The sequence below is a fragment of the Acinetobacter sp. YH12043 genome (genome assembly GCF_013419915.1).
GTDB lineage: Bacteria > Pseudomonadota > Gammaproteobacteria > Pseudomonadales > Moraxellaceae > Acinetobacter.
Genome location: NZ_VOZD01000001.1, coordinates 58,106 through 79,907, shown reverse-complemented (window position 1 = coordinate 79,907; position 21,802 = coordinate 58,106). Strand labels below are relative to the sequence as shown.

The window sequence follows — 21,802 nt, the reverse complement described above, 5'->3', positions numbered from 1 at the left end:
TAAAGGGGGACTTTCTCCCCTTTTTCTTAAAGAGGGGTCGGGGGAGATTTCTTAGTCACCATTTTTCAGTTCAATGTTGATACCTAAAGAACGGATCTCTTTGGTCAATACGTTGAACGATTCAGGCATACCTGGGTCCATATAATGGTTACCATCTACAATGTTCTTATAGATACGGGTACGGCCTTCAACGTCATCCGACTTCACAGTAAGCATTTCTTGAAGCGTATATGCTGCACCGTATGCTTCCAGTGCCCAAACTTCCATCTCACCGAAACGCTGACCACCGAATTGTGCTTTACCACCAAGCGGCTGTTGCGTTACTAGAGAGTAAGAACCAGTAGAACGCGCATGCATCTTGTCGTCAACCAAGTGGTTCAGTTTCAGCATGTACATGTAACCTACAGTTACAGGACGGTCGAAACGTTCACCAGTACGGCCATCATACAATACAGTTTGACCCGTACGTGACAAGCCAGCAAGCTCAAGTAATTCTTTGATCTGACCTTCTTCAGCACCATCAAATACTGGAGTTGCCAGAGGAACACCTTTACGCAAGTTACCAGACAGTTTCAAGATTTCTTCATCAGTCAGGCTGTCAAGATCTTCTTGCTGACCGCCAACCTTATTATAAATCTTGTCTAGGAAATCACGCAGTTCGAGAACTGTACGCTGTTCTTTCAGCATCTTATCGATTTGATCGCCAAGACCTTTAGCAGCCATACCCAAGTGAGTTTCCAGAATCTGACCGACGTTCATACGTGATGGTACACCGAGCGGGTTCAGTACGATATCTACTGGTACACCATTGGCATCGTGCGGCATGTCTTCAACAGGCAGGATGTTAGAAACTACACCCTTGTTACCGTGACGACCCGCCATCTTATCACCAGGCTGGATACGACGTTTAACGGCCAGGTAAACCTTAACAACTTTCAATACGCCAGTTGTCAGTTCGTCACCTGTAGAAAGTTTGCGTTTTTTCTCAGCAAATTTCTCATCAATTTCAAGGCTCTTCTCTTTTAAGAACACTTGAATTTGAGTTAAACGTTCAGCAATTGCTTCATCACTTGGTTGGATATCAAGCAGATCAACCAGCTCTAAACCAGATAACAATTCTTCAGACAGTTTGTCACCGCGTTTAGTAGTACCGCCACCGTTAGATTCCTGACCTTTCAACAGACGGACAATACGTTCGCGTGCTGCTTCTTCGAAGATTTTGTATTCTTCTTTCAAGTCTTTACGGTAAGCATCCAGCTGAGCTTTTTCAATTGCCTGAGCACGTTCGTCTTTCTCAAGACCGTCACGTGTAAACACTTGAACGTCGATCACAGTACCTTTAGTACCCGATGGAACACGTAAAGAAGAGTCTTTTACGTCAGCCGCTTTTTCACCGAAGATTGCACGAAGCAGTTTTTCTTCAGGAGTTAACTGAGTTTCACCTTTAGGCGTTACTTTACCTACCAGGATGTCACCCGCGGTCACTTCAGCACCGATGTAAACGATACCTGACTCGTCCAGTTTAGAAAGCGCTGCTTCACCCACGTTCGGGATATCGGCAGTAATTTCTTCAGCACCCAGTTTGGTATCACGTGCAACACATGAAAGTTCCTGGATGTGAATAGACGTTAAACGGTCTTCTTGAAGAACACGCTCAGATAACAAGATCGAGTCTTCGTAGTTGTAACCGTTCCAAGTCATGAACGCTACACGCATGTTTTGACCCAATGCTAGCTCACCACCATCAGTTGATGGACCGTCAGCCAGAACGTCGCCACGACCTACTTTATCGCCCAGGTTCACAAGAACTTTCTGGTTGATACAAGTGTTCTGGTTAGAACGTGTGTATTTGATCAGGTTATAGATATCTACACCTGCTTCGCCTGCAACCATTTCGTCTTCGTTGACACGAATCACGACACGCGAAGCGTCAACAAATTCAATACGACCACCACGTTTCGCGATTACACATACACCAGAGTCATGTGCTACGTTCGCTTCCATACCGGTACCAACCAGTGGTTTGTCAGCGATTAACGTAGGAACAGCCTGACGTTGCATGTTCGAACCCATCAATGCACGGTTGGCGTCATCGTGCTCAAGGAACGGAATCAGTGATGCTGCTACAGATACAACCTGTTGAGCAGATACGTCCATATGCGTCACTTTTTCAGGAGGCATACGTACGAATTCACCTTGGTGACGTACAGAAACGAATTCTTCAGACAGGTTGCCGTCTTTATCTACTGCAGAGTCGGCCTGTGCAATCACAGTACCTACTTCTTCAATCGCAGACAGGTATTCAACGTCATCAGTTACGCGGCCATCAACCACTTTACGGTATGGAGTTTCCAGGAAACCGAAGTTGTTACATTTGGCGTAAACAGACAGAGAGTTGATCAAACCAATGTTTGGACCTTCAGGAGTCTCAATTGGACATACACGACCATAGTGAGTTTGATGTACGTCACGTACTTCGAAGCCCGCACGTTCACGAGTCAAACCACCAGGCCCAAGTGCTGATACACGACGTTTGTGTGTAATTTCAGACAACGGATTGTTTTGGTCCATGAACTGAGACAACTGGCTTGAACCAAAGAATTCTTTGATTGCAGCAGCCACTGGCTTCGCATTGATCAGGTCTTGCGGAGACAGATTATCAGTTTCAGCTTGAGACAAACGTTCTTTAACAGCACGTTCTACACGAACCAGACCTACACGGAATTGGTTCTCAGTCATTTCACCCACAGAACGAACACGACGGTTACCCAAGTGGTCGATATCGTCGACTTCACCTTTACCGTTACGGATTTCTACTAATGTTTTTAATACATCAGTGATATCTTCATTCGAGAGAATGCCTTCAACTTCGCGTGACTTCTGATCAGTACCCACTTCGTAAGGACGACCCAAACGACGGTTAAACTTCATACGGCCGACTGGAGACAGATCATAACGCTCAGAAGAGAAGAACAGGTTGTTGAACAGGTTCTCAGCAGCTTCTTTTGTTGGTGGCTCACCTGGACGCATGACTTTGTAGATTTCTACAAGTGCTTCATCACGGCTTACTGTGGTATCAGCACGTAATGTATCCGCAATGAATGGACCACGGTCGATATCGTTAGTGAACAGGATGTTGAACTGTTTCACGCCGCCTTCTGCAATTTTCACCATAATTTCATGGCTTAGAACAGTATTGGCTGCAATCACATCACCATCTTTCAGTGGGATGTCTTCAGCAGTGATACGTTCGTACAGGTATTCATCAGGAACAGAAAGCTTCTCAAGACCAGATGCTTCCATTTGACGTACATGACGTGCGTTAATACGTTTACCTTGTTCAACAATTACTTTGCCGTCTTTGTCAGCAATGTCGAACTGTGCCATTTCGCCGCGCAGGCGCTCTGGAACAAGGTCAATCTGGTAGCTACCCATGTCCAGATACACAGGTACTTTCTCGTAGAACATGTCGAGAATTTGTTCGTTGGCATAACCCAGCGCACGAAGCACCACAGTCGCAAGCAATTTACGACGACGGTCAATACGTACGTAGACCAGGTCTTTGGCATCGAATTCAAAGTCTAACCATGAACCACGGTAAGGAATGATACGAGCTGAATAAAGGACTTTACCGCTTGAGTGAGTTTTGCCTTTATCGTGGTCAAAGAATACGCCCGGTGAACGGTGCAATTGCGATACGATTACACGCTCGGTACCGTTAATGACGAAAGTACCGTTGTCTGTCATAAGCGGCATTTCGCCCATGTAGACTTCTTGTTCACGTACGTCTTTGATTGATTTAGTTTCGCGATCTTTCAGGATCAAACGAATTTTTACGCGCATTGGTGCTGCATAAGTTGAGCCACGAAGGATACATTCGCGTACATCAAACTCAGGCTTACCAAGACTATACTCAACGAATTCTAAAGCAGCATTGCCAGAATAACTTTCAATAGGAAAAACTGAACGAAATGCGGCTTGGAGACCGATATCTTCGCGGTTTTTTGGTGATTTGCCATCTTGTAAGAATGTTCTGTACGAGTCGACTTGAATCGCGAGCAGGTACGGAGCATCCATGACGCTAGGCAATTTACCAAAATTCTTACGGATCCGTTTCTTTTCGGTATATGAGTATGCCATCTGGAGTCCTCGGAAAGTGTAAACCAAGCCCGCCTGCAGAACGGGCTCAGAAGGAATTACGCTGGCCGATATGGCCACCACTCTTTACAAATGCTGCAATTTTTAGTGGTATTAAAACGCTTAACAATATTTTTTTAATGAAAAATATTGGTAAGCGTTTGTTCATTATGTTTATTTTTAATTTGTATGAATTTTATATCATGCAAACAAAAATCGAGCCGATTATTGTAACGCAAAAAGGCTGATGACCCAAGAGCCATCAGCCAATTTTTGGAGCCGATTATAAAAAAACCGGCTCCTTTAAGAAATTACTTAAGAGTAACTGTAGCACCAGCTTCTTCAAGTTTTTTCTTAAGCTCTTCGCCTTCTTCTTTAGAAACGCCTTCTTTAAGAACTGTAGGTGCGCCTTCAACCATGTCTTTAGCTTCTTTCAAGCCAAGACCAGTAGCTTCACGAACTGCTTTAATTACAGCAACTTTGTTACCACCGAAAGAAGTCAACTCAACGTTGAATTCTGATTGTTCTTCAGCAGCAGCAGCAGCGCCAGGAGCAGCAGCAACAGCAACAGCAGCAGCAGATACGTTGAATTTCTCTTCGAAAGCAGAGATTAGTTCAACAAGTTCAAGAACAGTTTTTTCTGCAACTGCGTTTAGGATTTCTTCGTTAGTTAAAGCCATGAGAATAACTCCAAATGGAAATTGAATGGTGTGGAAATAAATTTAAGCTTATGCAGCTTCTGACTCGTTTTTCTCTTTGAGCGCAGTAATAAGGCGACCCAATTTCGAAATAGGAGCTTGAAGAACGTTTGCAAGCATAGTAAGCGCTTTTTCTTGGTTCGGAAGGTTCGCGATTACGCTAACTTCAGCACCTTCGTAAACTTTGCCATCAAATGCAGCAGCTTTAAGTTCGAATGCTTTGTTAGTTTTTGCGAATTCTTCGAACAAGCGTGCAGCTGCACCCATGTCGTCTTCAGAAGTCGAGAAAGCTAAGATTGTTGGGCCAACAAGGCTGTCGTTCAAGATATTGAATTGAGTATCTTGAAGAGCGCGTTTAGCCAGAGTGTTACGCACGATACGTGTTTTAACACCTAGTTTACGAGCTTCAACACGAAGAGCAGTTAATTGCTCAACTGTTAAACCTTGGTAGTCAGCAACAACAGCGGCAAATGCAGTAGAAGCAATTTCACTTACTTCAGCTACGATCTGTTTTTTGCCTTCAATAAGAAGAGCCATTGTAAAACCTCCTAACGGTGATTTATGTGCCTGATCACAAGCACACTCCCAATTCGTGAATTCATCTCTGAAATCACACGCGGAGGATGAACAAATCACACCACCGCGTCTACGCAGGCTGGAGTATTAAGAGGAAAGCATAAAACTCCCCTCGCCTGAGGTCTTTGACGCTGATAAATTTACATTTATCAATTCAAAGTCTGCCTAAGTTCGCAAGTAGTCCGAAACCGGTTTCTTCTTGCGTAAGTTTTAAAGCAGTGCTTTAAAACTTACTCAGGGCTTTAAAATTCTGTATAAGTTTATAACTTATTTAGAAACGTTTGCTACATCAACGATCAGACCAGGACCCATAGTAGAGCTTAGAGTGATCTTTTGAATGTAAACACCTTTAGAAGTAGCAGGTTTTGCTTTCTTAAGGTCAGCTACAAGAGCTTCAACGTTTTGACGAACAGCTTCAGCAGAGAAACCTACTTGACCGATCGCAGCGTGGATAATACCTGCTTTGTCTACACGGTAACGCGCTTGACCAGCTTTTGCATTTTTAACTGCAGTTGCTACGTCAGGAGTTACAGTACCTACTTTAGGGTTTGGCATTAAGCCACGTGGACCAAGAATCGTACCCAGTTTACCAACAACGCGCATTGCATCAGGAGCAGCAATCACTACGTCGAAGTCAAGGTTTCCGCCTTGGATGCTTTCAGCAAGATCATCGAAACCAACAACGTCTGCACCAGCTTCTTTCGCAGCTTCAGCAGCAGCGCCTTGAGCAAATACAGCTACGCGTACAGTTTTACCAGTACCTGCAGGAAGAGTAGTCGCGCCACGAACAACCTGATCAGATTTACGAGGGTCAACACCCAGGTTTACAGCGATGTCCAAAGATTCTTTGAATTTCGCAGCTGGAAGGCTAGTAAGAACTTCTACAGCTTCTTCTAAAGTGTAAACTTTCTGTGCTTCTACAGCAGCAGCAATGGCTTTTTGACGTTTAGTTAACTTTGCCATGTCTTATAGCTCCACTTCCAAGCCCATAGAACGTGCAGAACCAGCGATGGTACGTACACGCGCGTCTAAATCAGCACCAGTTAAGTCTGGTTCTTTAGTAGTCGCGATTTCTTCCAATTGAGCACGAGTCAACTTACCAACTTTAGTTTTGTTAGGTACAGAAGAACCCTTTTGGATACCAGCAGCCTTCTTAAGAAGAACAGCAGCAGGTGGAGTTTTCATGATGAATGTGAACGACTTGTCGTTGTACACAGTGATCACGACTGGAATTGGTAGACCAGCTTCAACTTTTTGTGTAGCAGCATTGAATTCTTTACAGAATGCCATGATGTTAACACCACGTTGACCTAGTGCAGGACCAATCGGTGGAGATGGATTCGCTTTACCAGCTGGAACTTGCAGCTTGATATAGCCGTCAATCTTCTTAGCCATTTCAAATTACCTCTGGGTGCAAACGCCGTTAGGCTCCCCAATGATTTCAAGTAACGATACCGTTACAACAACAATGCCTGATTTGCACGCAAATCAGGCGTTTTCAACCCGAACAAATTAAACTGTTTTTTCGACTTGGCGAAATTCCAGTTCAACCTGAGTTGGTCGGTTAAATACGTTAATCGTCAGCGTTAAGCGTGACTTGTCGTAAAGCACTTCTTCCACCACACCTTTAAAGTCAGTGAATGGACCGTCAATTACGAGTAATTCTTCGCCTGGTTCAAACATGGTTTTAGGACGCGGTGCTTCACCAGTATTGCGTACACGTGCAAGGATTGCATCAGCTTCTTTTTGCGTAATTGGAGCCGGTTTTTCAGCCGTACCACCAATAAAACCAAGCACTTTTGGACACTCTTTCACGATGTGCCAAGTGTCATCGTTCATTTCCATTTCGACTAATACATAGCCAGGAAAGAACTTACGCTCTGATTTACGCTTCTTGCCATCCTTCATTTCTACCACTTCTTCGGTAGGAACAAGGACTTCACCAAAGCTATCGGCAACAGCGCTACGCTGGATTCGATCATTAAGCGAACGCATCACTTGTTTTTCATAACCTGAATAGGCATGAATAATGTACCAACGTTTCATAGCTCTCTTACCCGATAATAAACTTCATTAACCAGCCTAAAACATAGTCAAAGCACCATAGAACAATGGCTGCAATCACTACAACAGCAAGGACTTGCCAAGATGTGGTCACAGTCTCTTGTTTGGTAGGCCAGGTCACTCGACGTAACTCGATTCGTGCATCCTTAAGAAGACGAACAAAGCCTTTGCCTTGATGGGTGGCGTATAATAAACCGAATGCCACAACGATACAAGCCAAAATTACCCCAACGCGCACCCAAATATCATTCGCAGGCGCCCAGTATGCAGGTAAATATTGGTTTACCATCATAGCACCGACCAATAAAATCAAGGCGATAACCCATAGAACAATGTCTAATGGAGAACCAGAACTTACATCTACAGCAGGATTATTTCTTTGAGGAATTGCCGCTTCGCTTAATGCGTCGCGTGATTTATCATTCGACATTTTTGTACTCGTCGTAGGTTTCGCGACTTATTATATGACCAGTTTTGCCGACATCAAGCGTCTTTTGAAAAAACTTGGCAGGCCAGGAGGGACTCGAACCCCCAACATTCGGTTTTGGAGACCGACGCTCTACCAATTGAACTACTGGCCTGTAGATAAACTGGAGCCGAAACTCCAGCTTATTTTCTATTCTATGATTATGCAGTTACTTTAGCAACTACACCAGCACCAACTGTACGACCACCCTCACGGATCGCAAAACGTAGACCTGGGTCCATTGCGATTGGGTGGATCAGTTCTACTGACATTTCTACGTTGTCACCAGGCATAACCATTTCAACGCCTTCTTTCAAAGAAATCGCGCCAGTTACGTCAGTTGTACGGAAGTAGAACTGTGGACGGTAACCATTCAGGAATGGAGTGTGACGACCACCTTCATCTTTAGAAAGTACGTATACTTCTGCATCGAATTTAGTGTGCGGTTTGATAGAACCTGGTTTAGCAAGTACTTGACCACGTTGTACGTCTTCACGTTTAGTACCACGAAGCAAGATACCACAGTTCTCACCAGCACGGCCTTCGTCAAGAAGTTTACGGAACATTTCAACGCCAGTTACAGTAGTTTTAACTGTATCTTTGATACCCACAATTTCAACTTCTTCACCAACTTTGATGACACCAGTTTCAACACGGCCAGTTACAACTGTACCACGACCAGAAATTGAGAATACATCTTCGATTGGCATCAGGAATGCTTGGTCGATTGCACGTTCTGGTTCTGGGATGTAAGAGTCAAGCGCTTCAACAAGAGCTACAACAGCATCTTCACCGTATTGACCAGCCTCACCGTTCAGTGCAGCAAGTGCTGAACCACGGATTACAGGAGTGTCATCACCTGGGAAGTCGTAAGTAGAAAGAAGTTCACGAACTTCCATTTCTACTAATTCAAGAAGTTCTTCGTCGTCTACAAGGTCGCATTTGTTCAAGAATACAACGATGTAAGGTACACCTACCTGACGAGAAAGCAGGATGTGTTCACGAGTTTGTGGCATTGGACCGTCAGTCGCAGCACATACAAGGATCGCGCCGTCCATCTGAGCAGCACCAGTAATCATGTTTTTAACATAATCGGCGTGGCCCGGGCAGTCTACGTGAGCGTAGTGACGAGTTGGAGAATCGTATTCTACGTGTGAAGTATTAATTGTAATACCACGTGCTTTTTCTTCTGGTGCAGAGTCGATTGCAGCGTAGTCTTTCGCTTCACCACCGAATTTTTTCGCACATACAGTTGCAATCGCAGCTGTTAAAGTTGTTTTACCATGGTCAACGTGACCGATTGTGCCCACGTTAACGTGTGGCTTATTACGTTCAAACTTAGCCTTAGCCATGTTAATCTTCCTCGTTTACGTCGAACACAATTCTGAGTAAAACCCAGCTCCGACATATCGTTTAAAAAAAACCAAACACCAAATACTTGAAAAGCAGACTAAATAGCCTGCTTTTGAAATATTTTTGCAACCACGTTGCCAAACTGTAATCTGGAGCTCTTATCGAGATTTGAACTCGAGACCTCTCCCTTACCAAGGGAGTGCTCTACCACTGAGCTATAAGAGCAAATATTAGCACTTCAAACAATGGAGCGGGAGACGAGGATCGAACTCGCGACATGCAGCTTGGAAGGCTGCCGCTCTACCAACTGAGCTACTCCCGCACGATGTTGGTACTTACCACTTTGAAGTCTTAAAATTGGTGGTGAGGGAAGGATTCGAACCTTCGAAACTTTCGTAGCGGAGTTACAGTCCGCCCCCTTTGACCGCTCGGGAACCTCACCATTTTTACACTTACATCAGTGTCGTTCTTTACTTCGCACTCCAAACTCTCTAAGATGGTGCCGGCACACGGATTCGAACTGTGGACCTACTGATTACAAGTCAGTTGCTCTACCAACTGAGCTATGCCGGCGTTTCTTAGTGTTTCGTACGTTTCGTATCGGAACGGTGTGCAGTTTAGCAAAACTCAGAATCCATGCAAGTGTTTTTTTCAAAAAAAACGCCAAAAACTCACAAAATCAATCCGTTTGATGATAATTCAACCGCTTTGATCACTGCACGAGCTTTTATTTGGGTTTCATTCCATTCTGACTCAGGATTTGAGTCGGCAACCAGCCCTGCTCCAGCCTGAACATAGACCTTATTTTCACGAATCACGCAGGTACGAATGGCAATCGACATGTCCATTTCACCATGCCAGCCTAAATAACCAACAGCGCCGCCAAAAATTCCGCGTTTCACTGGCTCAACTTCGTCAATAATTTCCATGGCACGGATTTTTGGTGCACCAGAAAGTGTTCCCGCAGGGAAAGTTGCCTTAAAAACATCCAGTGCATCGACGTCATCACGCACTTCACCTTGTACATTCGACACAATGTGCATCACATGCGAGTAACGTTCGATCACCATTTGATCAGTGACTTGCACTTTACCGATTTTGGATACTCGACCGACATCATTTCGGCCTAAGTCAATCAGCATTAAGTGCTCGGCAATTTCTTTTTCATCAGACAGTAAATCTTTTTCCAGTGCCAGATCTTCTTCCTTGGTCTTGCCACGTGGACGCGTACCCGCCAGTGGACGAACAGTCGCAATGCCATTTTCCAGACGAGAAAGAATTTCCGGTGAAGAACCCACAATATGGAACGGCGTATTGTCTTCTAGGGTCTGCCCTTGCACGAGGAACAGGTAAGGTGATGGATTAAGATGACGTAATGCGCGATAGACCTGTAAAGGCTCACCATCGAAATCAGAAACCATACGATGACCCGGCACGACCTGCATCACATCTCCGGCACGGATGTACTCTTTTACCTTTTCAATAGAGGCAATAAAGTTGTCATGTCCAGTTAAAGACTCAAAATGCGGTGCTGTATGTTTTTCCGCTTTCAGGCTTACCGGTGTCGCCAGAATATTTTCCAGCTCATCCAGCTGCTGCTGCGCTTTATCATAAGCTGCCTGATCCGCTGCATCGGCATGGACAATCAGGAACAGGGTATCTTTCAGATTATCGAATACGATGACGGTTTTGGACAGCATCATCCAGATATCTGGCAAGCCTACCGGATCAGCTTCAGGCACATTTTTTAGCTTAGGTTCGATATAACGTACTGAGTCATAACCAAAGTAACCGACAAGACCACCGGTAAAGCTTGGTAAGGCTGGAAGTTCTGCCTGGGTCGGTACTTTAAACTGTGCCTGAAAGTCACGGATATACTGGAATGGATCGGCACAGTGCTGTTTTTCAATAGAGCCATCTGAATGCTGAACAGTCAGTTCACCCGCATTACAGGAGAATACAGTCGATTCACCCAGGCCGATAATTGAATAGCGCGCCCAGTTTTCTCCCCCTTCCACAGATTCGAACAGATAAGCCTGTTGGTGCTGTTTTAGACGGGCAAAGATAGATAAAGGAGTATCAGTATCAGCCAGACGCTGACGGTATACTGGAATCAGGTTGTAGCCTTGAGATGCAAGTTGCTGGAATTGAGCTGAAGTTGTCATTCGGTTTTTCTCTTTAAATTAGGGTTACTCAGTATGAAAATGGAATTGAACTGAGCGACGCCATCGAAAAACCTTACAACTATTCATCTTATTTCCTTCGTACCCTATTTAAGTAAGCAACTCACGTAGATCATCGACAATTTCTTGAGGATCACAGTCTGCTATATTTTCACCATGATTATAGCCATAGCTGACTACAATACAATCTATACCCGCACGGCGTGCAGCTTCAATGTCATTGACCGAATCACCAATCATCAGTATCTGATCTTTGGTCACGCCATAATGCTCCACACAATGCAACAACTGACGCGGATCTGGCTTACGCTCGGCAAAGCGATCACCACCAATCGTGTCATCAAAGTATTGCGCCATTTCCAGAATATCCAGAATACTGCGTGCCGGTTCTTCTGGTTTATTGGTCACACAGATCAGTTTTTTATCGTTAGCCTTACCCCATTCCAGAAACTCGATAATTCCGTCAAATGGCTTGGTATCCACACAAGGATCGGCATTATAAATTTCCAGGAACGTCGTAAGTAATTCCTGATGTTGAGCAGGTAATACTTCTCCCACCAGATGCTGGAGTACGCTTTCACAAAACTTGGACGTCCCTTTACCAATCCAGACTCGCACCTGCTCCTCAGTCACCAGGGGTAGCTGCAAGACATTCAGGCTCATATTCATGGCCCGATACAGATCATGGGCTGAATCCACCAAGGTGCCGTCCAGATCGAATAAAATCAGCTTACGTTGTTCCAGTTGTGCAATTGACATCCTGACCCTCATTTTCTTTATTTGCAGCCATAAAAAAGGCATGCGTGATGCATGCCTCGATTGTAACCAATCATGGGCTTATTTAAACAACACCCAAGCGATAATCGCCAAAATAATCAGAACGATTAGTGAAATCAGTCCAATAGATGCATTTTTCTGTGCTTCTTTTTCCTGCTCTACACGAGAAACAGGCTGTTCTACCGGAATTGGAGCGGGTTCTGGCTTAACCGAGCTCAGGTCTACACCCTCAGCAATAGGCGCAGGTTTTGGAATACCTACATTGGTCGGCATACCATCACGGGTCAAGTTGACTGAAGCATCACGCTCTTTCAATTCTGGAATGCCCTGCTCATTCATCTGCTGGGCAGGAGTTTTCTCAACCGTTTCGATTTCTTCAACCACTTGCTCTGCTGTTTCTTCAACTTCTGGCGCCACTTCAACAGGCGCTACAGGTTCAAGAACCAGGAATTTCAAGCTGGCAAACTGGACTACATCGTCTTGTTTTAATCGCGTTTCCTGCTCAATACGCAAGTCATTCACGAAAGTGCCATTAGATGAGCCTAGATCCTGTACCCATAGTGCATCGTTTTTCAGCAGAAAAGCAGCATGCTTACGCGAGATTTCCGCAGCCTGCAGCACAATATCAGCCGCCTGATGACGCCCTACCAGCATGTCACGGTCGATTGCTATTTCCTGTCCGGTCAAGTCATCGGTAATTGCCTGTATTTTCCAAGTCATGAAATCTACTTCTCTATTTTCTTTGACATTATCATAACATGCTGTATGCAAATGCGAATGGTCTAGCTTTTGGGTCTAAGTGTGGTTGTTGTAACGGTATTTCTACTTTTTTCAACCTGCTGGACTGGCTGCTGTACCACTTGTCGCTGAATCCCCGGCTCAATTGCCACCGGTGTAGCAACTGCTGTAGCTGACGGCGTTGGTGCTGGGGCACTTGGGACATTCTGGTAGGTCGAATTCGTCAGTGGTGTCTTAGAAACTGGAATACGCTGCTGATACACATCTTCAACACTTTCCGGCAGCTTGGCAAAATTACCGTCTGAATCGAGTGCCAATTGCAGGCTATAGAGTTGACCATAACGTTGTTGGGCTAGTTTACGTACTTCATTTTTATCACCCACAATCGTTGGGTGGATAAAGATCAACAGGTTTCGTTTCTGATTAGATTTACCTTCTGAGCGGAACAAACGTCCCACCCCTGGAATTGCCCCTAGACCGGGTACTGCCTGACGTCCATAACTAGTATTGTCCGAAATCAAGCCACCTAATACGATCGTTTGTCCATGTTCTGCCAGAATCGAGGTTTTGATCGCACGTTTGCTGGTGACCAAATCTTGTGCTTGGCCTTTATTGGCTTTTACATCTGAGACTTCCTGTTCAACTTCCAGACGTACAGTACCATCTTCACCAATGTGCGGTACGACTTTTAAGGTTACACCGACATCTTTACGCTCAATAGTGGTATAAGGATTAGCAACACCTGCGGCTCCCGTAGAAACTGAACCGGTCACAAAGGGTACGTTTTCACCGACAACGATGTAAGCCTCTTCATTGTCCATGGTCACAATGGATGGTGTAGACAACAGATTAGACTTGGTCGTTTCTTTTAAGGCCTGAATCATCGCGCCGTATAAACGGCGTGAACCATCACTGCCTTCACGGTAATCACCAATCACCAGTGAACTGCCTGCACCGACAGTACTCGCCGCACCTGCACCACCGCCAGTCAGATAACCTGCTGCAATATTTTTCAGACTGGTGCCAAAATTATCAAAATTGATCAGACCAATTCCGCTGCTGATATCACCCAAAGCCCATTGCACACCCAGCTGATCTGCATCTGTCCCTTCTACTTCAATAATTGCAGCTTCAATCAAAACCTGTTGACGGCGTACATCTAACTGATCAATGGCAGATTCGATTTCACGCATCAGTTGCGGGTCTGCTTTAACCACCAGAGAATTCTGCGTGTTATCTGCAATAATACTAACGCCATTGGCATTAAAGCTGCTAATTCCACCCTGCTCGGTTTTCATGCCAGTATTGAGCTGTATATTGGATGCACCTAAGCTGTTTGAGCTAGTGGTATTATTGTTATTCAGGTTATTAGTCGAATTATATGAAGACGAACTAGAAGAGGAATTATCCAAACCCGTATTGACTGCTTGCCCTGTCACTAACCCCTGCAAAATTTCCGAAAGATTCTTGGCACTGGCATATTTTAAACGAAAGACTTTTAAGCCACCTAGACGGTCTGCTGCAGGCACATCCAGTGTTTCAATAATCTGACGAATGCGCTTGCGTGTTGCCGGATCACCCTTAATCAAAATCCGGTTGGTACGCACATCTGCCATGACCCGTACCCGTGAACCACGCAGATCTTTAGCTGCACCTGTCGCTGCCATTGAATCAATCAGCTCGATCATTTCTTCGGCCTGACTGGATTGCAGGCTAATGGCTTCAATATCATTCTGGCCCGTGCCATCCAGATTACGGATGATGGTTTCCAGCTGATAGATGTTAGTGGCTCGGTCCGACACAATTAGTGCATTGGTGCCCGGAACGGCAGCCAAATGGGCAAACTGTGGCATTAACGGACGCAGGGCCGGAATCAGGTCATTCGGATTGGTATTTTCCAGCCAGATCACGCGAGTGACAATCTGGTCACCGGTCGCACGATGACGTGCATCATAGGGAATCCCAGAGCTTTTGACATTGCTGTCTGGAACCAGCTTGATGGTATTTCCTGAAGGAATGGCCACTACACCATTGACATTCAAGACCCCTAAAAACAGGTCATAAACTTCGTTTTTATTCAGTGGCTTGTTGGAAATGACCGTGACATTACCTCGAACCCGAGGATCTACCGCAAAATTTTTACCGGTAATATCCGCCACTTCATTAATGAAGGCGGTTAAGTCTGCATCCCGGAGATTGATTTTCCAGGTTTGCGCATAACTTGCCGTACTGACCATAGCAACCAATGGTGCGGCCACACAGAATGCCCATGCTGATCGATTATTATTAAATAAAGCCATAAACTTTTGTGTTTCCTAACCCTATGCGTGATGACACATCACTTCAAATCCTGTTGTATGGTCATCACCTGATCACCACGTTTTATTTCTAGTTTGACCTGACCTTCACGTCGAGCCTGTTCCAGTAATTGTGCTTCGGTTTGTCCCTGTGACAGGGTCTGACCATTCAAAGACAAAATCCGGTCTCCCGGTCTTAATCCCAAGCGATTACGCAGTGCAGCCGGTGTCCGTGAAGTGACTTCATAACCACCCTCTGCTGCACTTACCCCCATATTCTGTAAGTACTGGTCCTTATTTTCCTGCATCTGCTGGATGGCGCGATTGATTTCACTCTGTGGCGAAGGTTGTTCGGGCATACCACTTTCCATATGTATCGGAGGCATCGAATTTGAAGATGCTGCTGAGGTATCCGGCACGATTGGCTGGTTTAAACCATTTTCCAGCCCTTTAAACAGGATTTCTTGGGTCGCACCGCTTGATTTACGCAGAATCACCCGGTCCCAATACACTTCAGCCAGCGTAAAACCGCTATTCCCCAATACCTCTCCGACCCGATAACGGTCAGACTGGTCATTAATTTTCAAGACTGCTGAAGAGTTATAGCTTGGGCTCGCCACCACCACCCCCTGCAAGACAATATTGGCAGTTTCAGCAGTGTTCGCTGCGTAAGTATTTTCCTGAAATAGTGAAAAGGCACTAATGTTCGGCACTTGAGCCTGTTGTGATCCCAGTTCTACCTGATCAATCTGCATCGCTTGTGGCGGAGCCACCAGAAGCCAGAATAAGGCGGCCAATTTCCAGCATAAATACAGAATCAGCAGGAATAATAAAATCGGAGTAACACGCTCCGTCTGTTTCAGATCAATATTTTTAAAATAATCGAGTGGGCTTGCCATCAGTTGAAGCCCCCCATCAAAGGCTGACGGGTACTAATCACATAAGTATCCAGTCCAGCTTTACCGGTATAAGAAGGAGCATTGAGTAAAAAGCGCTGTGTCAGCTGAATATCCAGCATCAGGCTTGGATCCAGTTTAATATTCAACATACGTTGATCACGATTGTCGCGTACGTCCAACAGCAGCTGCCCATTCTCATCAGATAACTGACCACTTAGAACCGGTACATTCATACGCTCCTGACGCTGGGCAAACGTGTAAATCAGTTCACCACCACTCCATTGCATCTGACCGTCTACATGACTAAAGCCTTGCTCTTTTTTATATTTAAAATCGAGTTCTTTAAACTGAATCGGGTTGGTAGGCCATTGCCAGTCGGCAATCTTCTTTAAAGTTTCAGGTGCAAGCTGTCCCTCAAGGTTTTTGACGGTTAAAGTTTTATTCAGACCATAGCCCATCACACCCGAAAACTGGGTATTACCGCTATGCAGATCAATATTTGCCCCTAATCTCAGCAACAACAGGTCCAAAGGACGAACCTGCCAGTTCAGACTTCCCCGAAGATTACCTTTTTTCCAGTCCGCACTTCCCTGCCAGATATTCCCGCTTACATTATGTAAAACCTGATTATTTTTATAAAATTTTGAAATTAACCAAGCCGCAGGAACTTGCAGAATCACAAAGACAAGAAAGGCTAGAATTGCAAATATCAACCATTTTAATGTTTTCGGCTTATTGCTCATCCCGCCACGACCAACCTATCCAATCGAAACCCCTAAATTTATAGTCTTGTCATTTTATAATCACATTATGCACACTTTTTCTCTGACGCCAATTCATAGGCATAAAAAAAACCAAGCAGGATGTGCTTGGCTGATCAATCACCGGCCGTATGCATAACAGCCTGATGATGAATAATGAGGCAGAAGGATTAGATCACGAAATCTTCCAGTTTTGCGCCTTTCTCTAATTCAGCAACTAACCAGCGTGGCTGTTTACCGCGACCAGTCCAGGTGTCTTCCGGATTGCTTTTACTGCGATAACGTGGCTCTACAGACTTACGTGCAGTTTTTTTACGTTTAGAAGCACCAAATTCAAGAAGCTGTTCAATTGTTAAGCCTACTCTGTCGGCAATATCCAATACCTGATGATAAGCATCTTCAATTTCCTGATCTTTTTTCAAAGCAATTAAAGACTCAGCTTCTGCTTGTAATCGTTTTAACTCTTCAACTGATAAATTTGTAATATCTGGCATCATATTCTCCAATAAATAGCATTATTTCTTTTAATAAATAACGAACCCATCATATTTATATTAAGTGTAATATTCAATATAAAATTTTAAATGTATAACAATAAACTTAAGGGTCATTACAAAATTAATCATTAAATTAGAGATGAAACTCTATATTAAATTTCATGTTGTACAGTTAATTCCAGCGATTTTATTTTTTCTCGAATATGTTCAGGTATTTCAGTTTTCTGCATATTTTTATTTAAACATACAATTACTGCTTCTGAAGTGGCTACGATACTTTGCTGCTGTTCACTCCATAATAAATAATGCATTCTGACTGCACTATTCCGAATTTCATCAATTCGTGTCGCCACTTTTAATTGATCTGGATAAACCACAGGTTTTAAATAACGGCATTGATTTGAAGCCACCACTGTTAAAATATCTTCATCAAAAATATTTAATTTACCCAAATAAGCCAAACGGGCACTTTCTATATAACGGTAATACATGGCATTATTAACATGCCCAAACGCATCCATGTCTCCCCATGCGACAGTTTGCGAATAAATCACCGGATATTGTTGTAATTCTGACATTATTTCCTCAAATTCTGATTTCGATAAAATTAACATTCGATTCAAATACGGCATTTAACTGCTGTATTAAATCCTCTCTTCCCTGTAATACAGATTTAATTCTCAAATAGCTCATGCGAATGTCATCTGGATAGAGATCCAGCAATTGCTGAGCTTCTTCTACCCGGCCAGTCGCCTGTAGAATATGCCATTTGGCAAAACTTAATATTGGCAGTGCAGTATATTTTGCATCCCAAACTGAGATCTGCTGCTCAATATCTGCATAATCTGGAAACTGCTTTAATAACTGCTGCTGGAACCATAAATAGAATACATCCTGATTAAATTGGAGTTCCAGTAAGTGTTTAGCAAGGCTTTCATGCTCAACGCTCATTTCCGGCATTCTAAATAACAGTTTCAACCATAATAGCTTGACTTCATAGTCACGATTAAATATGTCCTGTTTTAAATCCAGATAACGTTGTTTTAAATATTCCAAATCATCTTCAGTAGCTTGATCATAAGCTATTAATAATTGCTGCAGCCATATTTTTTTTACTTCTTGGTCTAAATGCCCATATTTGGTTGAACGTAAATATAACCAGGGAAACTGTAAGGCAAATTGCCCCCATAAAGCATTTAAACGCTGCTCATAAGCGGTTTTGACTCGTCTTAACCAGGGAGATAACTCATGTTGATTTAAAAATTCTAAATGCGTTAATGCCTGCTGACCATCCTGCTGCGATAAATAGATTTCAATCCGCTGTAATTCTGCCAGTTCAAATGCCATAGGATTAGACTGATTTAAACTACTCAATGCTTCGCTATATTGTTGCTGTCCCCAGGATAATCGGGCATCAATAATATGCTTGAGCAATCCTGACTGATTAAAAGACTGCTGGATAAAATCCCGTTGATCCTGTGCAGCATTTAATAACCAAACCACAGCTAACTGCTCATAAGGATGCAGGCGGGCAAAGCTGAATACCGTTTCATGTTTACGCCGTTTAAAGCTGAGATAACGCTTGGTCGCATACCACAGCATATGCATCATGAAGCTGATTACGATAAGCAAGCCCACCAGAAACCAGAAAGTGGTCTGGATCTGTAGTTCGCGCCAATACAGATAGACATAGCCCGCACCATAACCATAGCTCAGTACACTCAAGATCGCTAAGCCCAGCAAACCAACCAGTAAATAAGCAAGTAAGATCTGTTTCATAAGCAATTAACCGATCAGGGTACGCGTATTGAGCTGAGGAGTAGGCGTTTGAGGTGCTGCCTTAATTTGCTCCAGTCGTTGAATCCATTGTTTGCTTTGCGTATCCGGAAGTTGAGCCAATACCTCGATCACACTTTTCAGGGCTTGCTGGAAAGCTACCTGCTGTCCTTGTTGCGCACTATTTTCTGCAATCAGTAAACGCAGCTGAGCTTCTTTTAAGACCAGATTACGCTGCATTAAGACTGCACTCGGTTTCTCGACTGATTCAATCTGAATCCAGCGCTGCCAAAATGAGCTTTGGGCTGTAGCGCGGTGCTGATGCTGGACCTGGATTTCCTTTTCCATCTCAATATCAATCTGTTGCAGTAATTCTTTTAATTTATTCTGTTGTACTAAACGATTGTTGATGAACCGCTTAAGGACTTCCCGATCCTTGTCAATCGCCTGATTCAGGCTACCCAGAAGAGCAGGTGCCAGTTCTAGATGTGCAAGCTGATTGGATAATTGATTCAACTTTTCCATCGCCATTGCATATTGTTGCTGCTGCAAGGCAAACTCAACCAGATCCAGATATTGCTCGACCAAAGGCAGATCATCCTGCAAATCAGCCCTAGGAGTATCCTGAACTGTCCCCTTGTTCGGTGTTTCAGGGCTTAACGCTTGGCCCGTAGCAACTTGACGTTTTAAGGCCACCATCTGATCATTCAGATTGGCATTCTGCTGTTGCAGTTGCTTCAAATTCTGGGTTAATTCAGTCTGTGCTGAATTTAAGCCAAACAGGTCATAGCTCAGCTTGGCAATCCACGCCAAGCTCAAGATGAAAAAAACAATGAATAATTTTTTCATGCGTTTCCTAGTACATCAGTAGCTGCTGCAAAATCGTCGATCCGCTTAAGTCCTCTAACTGAGCGAATTGAAAACCAGCCTGATGTTGCTGTTGATATTCCCCAAGCATGGCAGCCAAACGCGGCCCCAAAACCAAATACAATGCCCGATTAATGAGATGCGGATACGGCTGCATCAAGGCTAGCCAGTTAAGCCAGCTCGCTTCACTGCTGACCAAGACTGCATAACGGGGATTAGCTTCAAGGCTCGTCAAATGTTTAGCTAATATCTCGGAAGTCACTGGCGGACACTGACGATCATATAAAATGAAATTCAATATATGAATTTGCTGATCCTTTAAATGCTGCATCATAAATTGACGCCCACCTTCACCTCGCCAAAAGGCGACAGTTGATCCGGTAGCTAATTGCTGTAGCACAGGCAATTGCAGCATCCCTTCCGAAGTCTCCACATCAGGCACATAACTCTGGATACCGTAGCTTGCTAAAGCCCGCTCGGTAGCTTTACCCACAGCGACCCACTGGACACTTCCAAGATCATGCAATGATAGGCCTGCCTGCTGCAAATATTGTATGCCAATTTGGGCAGCGGTCGGACTCACTACGACAATCAGTTTTGCTTGGGGTAGCTGCCTAAATAAACTGGCCAGCTCATCCGTATAAGGCTGCTGTACCAGTTCTAGCAAGGGCAACTCTATCACCGGAATCTGCGCTGTCTGTAGGGCTTGCGTTAAATTTGCAGCACGATCACTCGGACGGGTATTAATGAACAACATTATTTTGAATAAAGGGCTTTCAGTAACTCGCCTGCGCCCTGATCTAGCAGATCTTTAGCCAGCTGCACGCCCAATTGTTCTGCATCTACCATGGTTCCACTTTGCTGTGCGCGTAGCAAAGTTGCGCCATCTACGCTACCGACCCGGCCTTCAATCGAAATGACACCTTCATTTAAAGTGGCATAGCCTGCGATTGGCACCTGACAGCCACCTTCCAGATAGGCATTAAAGGCACGTTCGGCACGGACACAGGCATCAGTTTCTACATGTAACAGAGGCTGGATTAAATCTAATACCGCTTGATCTCCACTCCGGCATTCCAGGCCCAGTGCACCCTGTCCTACTGCGGGTAAACTTACTTCAGGCACAATACTATGACGAATACGATCTGCAAGGCCCAAGCGTTTTAAACCGGCACTGGCCAGGATGATTGCATCATACTGACCTGCATCCAGTTTGGATAAGCGTGTACCAACATTACCGCGTAAATCGATAATCTCAAGGTCCGGACGCTGTTTTAAAATCTGGGTTTTACGGCGCAAGCTGGAAGTTCCAACTTTGGCACCTTGAGGCAATTCGTCAAAACTGGCATAAGTATTTGAAACAAAAGCATCCAGTGGATCTTCACGTTCACAGATGACTGCCAAAGATAAGCCTTCAGGCAAAGCCATTGGCACATCTTTCATTGAATGGACTGCCAGATCAGCACGACCATCTAGTAAGGCTGCTTCTAATTCTTTTACAAATAAGCCCTTACCGCCAATTTTAGCCAATGGCGTATCAAGAATTTTATCACCCTGTGTAACAAAAGTGACTAACTCGACCTGAAGTCCAGCATGCAGGTCCTGTAAGCGTGCACGGATATGTTCCGCCTGCCAGAGCGCAAGTGGACTTTGTCGAGTAGCAATTTTTAGGGTCTTCATAAATTTCAATAAACAGTCAATGAGAACAATAGT

Annotated in this window: 21 protein-coding genes and 5 tRNA genes; 1 reads left to right on the top strand and 25 read right to left on the bottom strand. The window is 44.4% G+C overall.

What is annotated here, in order from left to right; all coding sequences use genetic code 11:
* Positions 1–51: 51 nt before the first annotated feature.
* The gene (gene rpoB, locus FTU01_RS00410) at positions 52–4,140 is read right to left on the bottom strand and encodes a DNA-directed RNA polymerase subunit beta (RefSeq protein ID WP_004781674.1); all 4,089 of its coding nucleotides are present in this window, start codon (positions 4,138–4,140) and stop codon (positions 52–54) included.
* Between rpoB and FTU01_RS00405 the strand changes: the two genes are divergently transcribed.
* Entirely contained in the window at positions 4,134–4,385 is a 252-nt protein-coding gene (locus FTU01_RS00405) for a hypothetical protein (RefSeq protein WP_034170979.1), read from the top strand. The genes rpoB and FTU01_RS00405 overlap by 7 nt on opposite strands.
* A 63-nt stretch (positions 4,386–4,448) precedes the next feature.
* Here FTU01_RS00405 and rplL read toward each other — a convergent pair whose 3' ends face one another.
* The 24 genes from rplL to hemC form a co-directional block, all read right to left on the bottom strand.
* Positions 4,449–4,817 carry a 50S ribosomal protein L7/L12 gene (gene rplL, locus FTU01_RS00400; RefSeq protein ID WP_159123444.1) on the bottom strand — a complete coding sequence of 123 codons (369 nt, stop codon included), beginning with the start codon at positions 4,815–4,817 and terminating at the stop codon, positions 4,449–4,451.
* Positions 4,818–4,865: 48 nt separating this feature from the next.
* The gene (rplJ, locus tag FTU01_RS00395) at positions 4,866–5,372 is read right to left on the bottom strand and encodes a 50S ribosomal protein L10 (protein ID WP_004781671.1); all 507 of its coding nucleotides are present in this window, start codon (positions 5,370–5,372) and stop codon (positions 4,866–4,868) included.
* Between the two features lie 306 nt (positions 5,373–5,678).
* The gene (gene rplA, locus FTU01_RS00390) at positions 5,679–6,374 is read right to left on the bottom strand and encodes a 50S ribosomal protein L1 (RefSeq protein WP_004781669.1); all 696 of its coding nucleotides are present in this window, start codon (positions 6,372–6,374) and stop codon (positions 5,679–5,681) included.
* A gap of 3 nt (positions 6,375–6,377) precedes the next feature.
* Positions 6,378–6,806, bottom strand: a complete 429-nt coding sequence (gene rplK / locus FTU01_RS00385; protein WP_004781668.1) for a 50S ribosomal protein L11 — start codon at positions 6,804–6,806, stop codon at positions 6,378–6,380.
* Between the two features lie 117 nt (positions 6,807–6,923).
* Positions 6,924–7,457 (bottom strand): transcription termination/antitermination protein NusG, encoded by a 534-nt coding sequence (nusG, locus tag FTU01_RS00380; RefSeq protein ID WP_005232530.1) that lies wholly within the window; start codon positions 7,455–7,457, stop codon positions 6,924–6,926.
* A gap of 7 nt (positions 7,458–7,464) precedes the next feature.
* Positions 7,465–7,905, bottom strand: a complete 441-nt coding sequence (gene secE / locus FTU01_RS00375; protein WP_179991968.1) for a preprotein translocase subunit SecE — start codon at positions 7,903–7,905, stop codon at positions 7,465–7,467.
* Between the two features lie 75 nt (positions 7,906–7,980).
* A tRNA-Trp gene (locus FTU01_RS00370) sits at positions 7,981–8,056 on the bottom strand.
* Between the two features lie 46 nt (positions 8,057–8,102).
* Entirely contained in the window at positions 8,103–9,293 is a 1,191-nt protein-coding gene (gene tuf / locus FTU01_RS00365; protein WP_179991967.1) for an elongation factor Tu, read from the bottom strand.
* A gap of 151 nt (positions 9,294–9,444) precedes the next feature.
* Positions 9,445–9,519: transfer RNA gene (locus FTU01_RS00360), tRNA-Thr, on the bottom strand.
* Positions 9,520–9,540: 21 nt separating this feature from the next.
* Positions 9,541–9,616, bottom strand: a tRNA-Gly gene (locus FTU01_RS00355).
* 36 nt (positions 9,617–9,652) lie between these two features.
* Positions 9,653–9,736, bottom strand: a tRNA-Tyr gene (locus tag FTU01_RS00350).
* Between the two features lie 55 nt (positions 9,737–9,791).
* Positions 9,792–9,867 (bottom strand) — tRNA-Thr (locus tag FTU01_RS00345).
* Between the two features lie 98 nt (positions 9,868–9,965).
* Positions 9,966–11,459, bottom strand: a complete 1,494-nt coding sequence (trpE, locus tag FTU01_RS00340; RefSeq protein ID WP_180137762.1) for an anthranilate synthase component I — start codon at positions 11,457–11,459, stop codon at positions 9,966–9,968.
* Between the two features lie 108 nt (positions 11,460–11,567).
* Positions 11,568–12,236 carry a phosphoglycolate phosphatase gene (gph, locus tag FTU01_RS00335; protein ID WP_180137760.1) on the bottom strand — a complete coding sequence of 223 codons (669 nt, stop codon included), beginning with the start codon at positions 12,234–12,236 and terminating at the stop codon, positions 11,568–11,570.
* Between the two features lie 78 nt (positions 12,237–12,314).
* Positions 12,315–12,974 (bottom strand): FHA domain-containing protein, encoded by a 660-nt coding sequence (locus FTU01_RS00330; protein WP_034171564.1) that lies wholly within the window; start codon positions 12,972–12,974, stop codon positions 12,315–12,317.
* 62 nt (positions 12,975–13,036) lie between these two features.
* Entirely contained in the window at positions 13,037–15,292 is a 2,256-nt protein-coding gene (gspD, locus tag FTU01_RS00325; RefSeq protein WP_180137757.1) for a type II secretion system secretin GspD, read from the bottom strand.
* 38 nt (positions 15,293–15,330) lie between these two features.
* Complete coding sequence (locus FTU01_RS00320) at positions 15,331–16,188, bottom strand: type II secretion system protein N (protein WP_180137755.1); 858 nt, start codon at positions 16,186–16,188, stop codon at positions 15,331–15,333.
* Entirely contained in the window at positions 16,188–16,931 is a 744-nt protein-coding gene (gspN, locus tag FTU01_RS00315) for a type II secretion system protein N (protein ID WP_180137754.1), read from the bottom strand. Before gspN ends, FTU01_RS00320 begins: the two co-directional genes overlap by 1 nt.
* A gap of 188 nt (positions 16,932–17,119) precedes the next feature.
* The gene (locus FTU01_RS00310; protein WP_159123736.1) at positions 17,120–17,446 is read right to left on the bottom strand and encodes an H-NS family nucleoid-associated regulatory protein; all 327 of its coding nucleotides are present in this window, start codon (positions 17,444–17,446) and stop codon (positions 17,120–17,122) included.
* Positions 17,447–17,598: 152 nt separating this feature from the next.
* Positions 17,599–18,024, bottom strand: a complete 426-nt coding sequence (locus FTU01_RS00305; RefSeq protein WP_180137752.1) for a thioesterase family protein — start codon at positions 18,022–18,024, stop codon at positions 17,599–17,601.
* A 7-nt stretch (positions 18,025–18,031) separates the two neighbouring features.
* Positions 18,032–19,225 carry a heme biosynthesis protein HemY gene (locus tag FTU01_RS00300; RefSeq protein ID WP_180137750.1) on the bottom strand — a complete coding sequence of 398 codons (1,194 nt, stop codon included), beginning with the start codon at positions 19,223–19,225 and terminating at the stop codon, positions 18,032–18,034.
* Between the two features lie 6 nt (positions 19,226–19,231).
* The gene (locus tag FTU01_RS00295) at positions 19,232–20,071 is read right to left on the bottom strand and encodes a hypothetical protein (protein WP_180137748.1); all 840 of its coding nucleotides are present in this window, start codon (positions 20,069–20,071) and stop codon (positions 19,232–19,234) included.
* Between the two features lie 7 nt (positions 20,072–20,078).
* Complete coding sequence (locus tag FTU01_RS00290) at positions 20,079–20,846, bottom strand: uroporphyrinogen-III synthase (protein ID WP_180137746.1); 768 nt, start codon at positions 20,844–20,846, stop codon at positions 20,079–20,081.
* On the bottom strand, positions 20,846–21,769 hold the full coding sequence (gene hemC / locus FTU01_RS00285) for a hydroxymethylbilane synthase (protein ID WP_180137745.1): 924 nt from the start codon (positions 21,767–21,769) through the stop codon (positions 20,846–20,848). The genes FTU01_RS00290 and hemC overlap by 1 nt, the downstream gene beginning before the upstream one ends.
* Positions 21,770–21,802 lie beyond the last annotated feature (33 nt).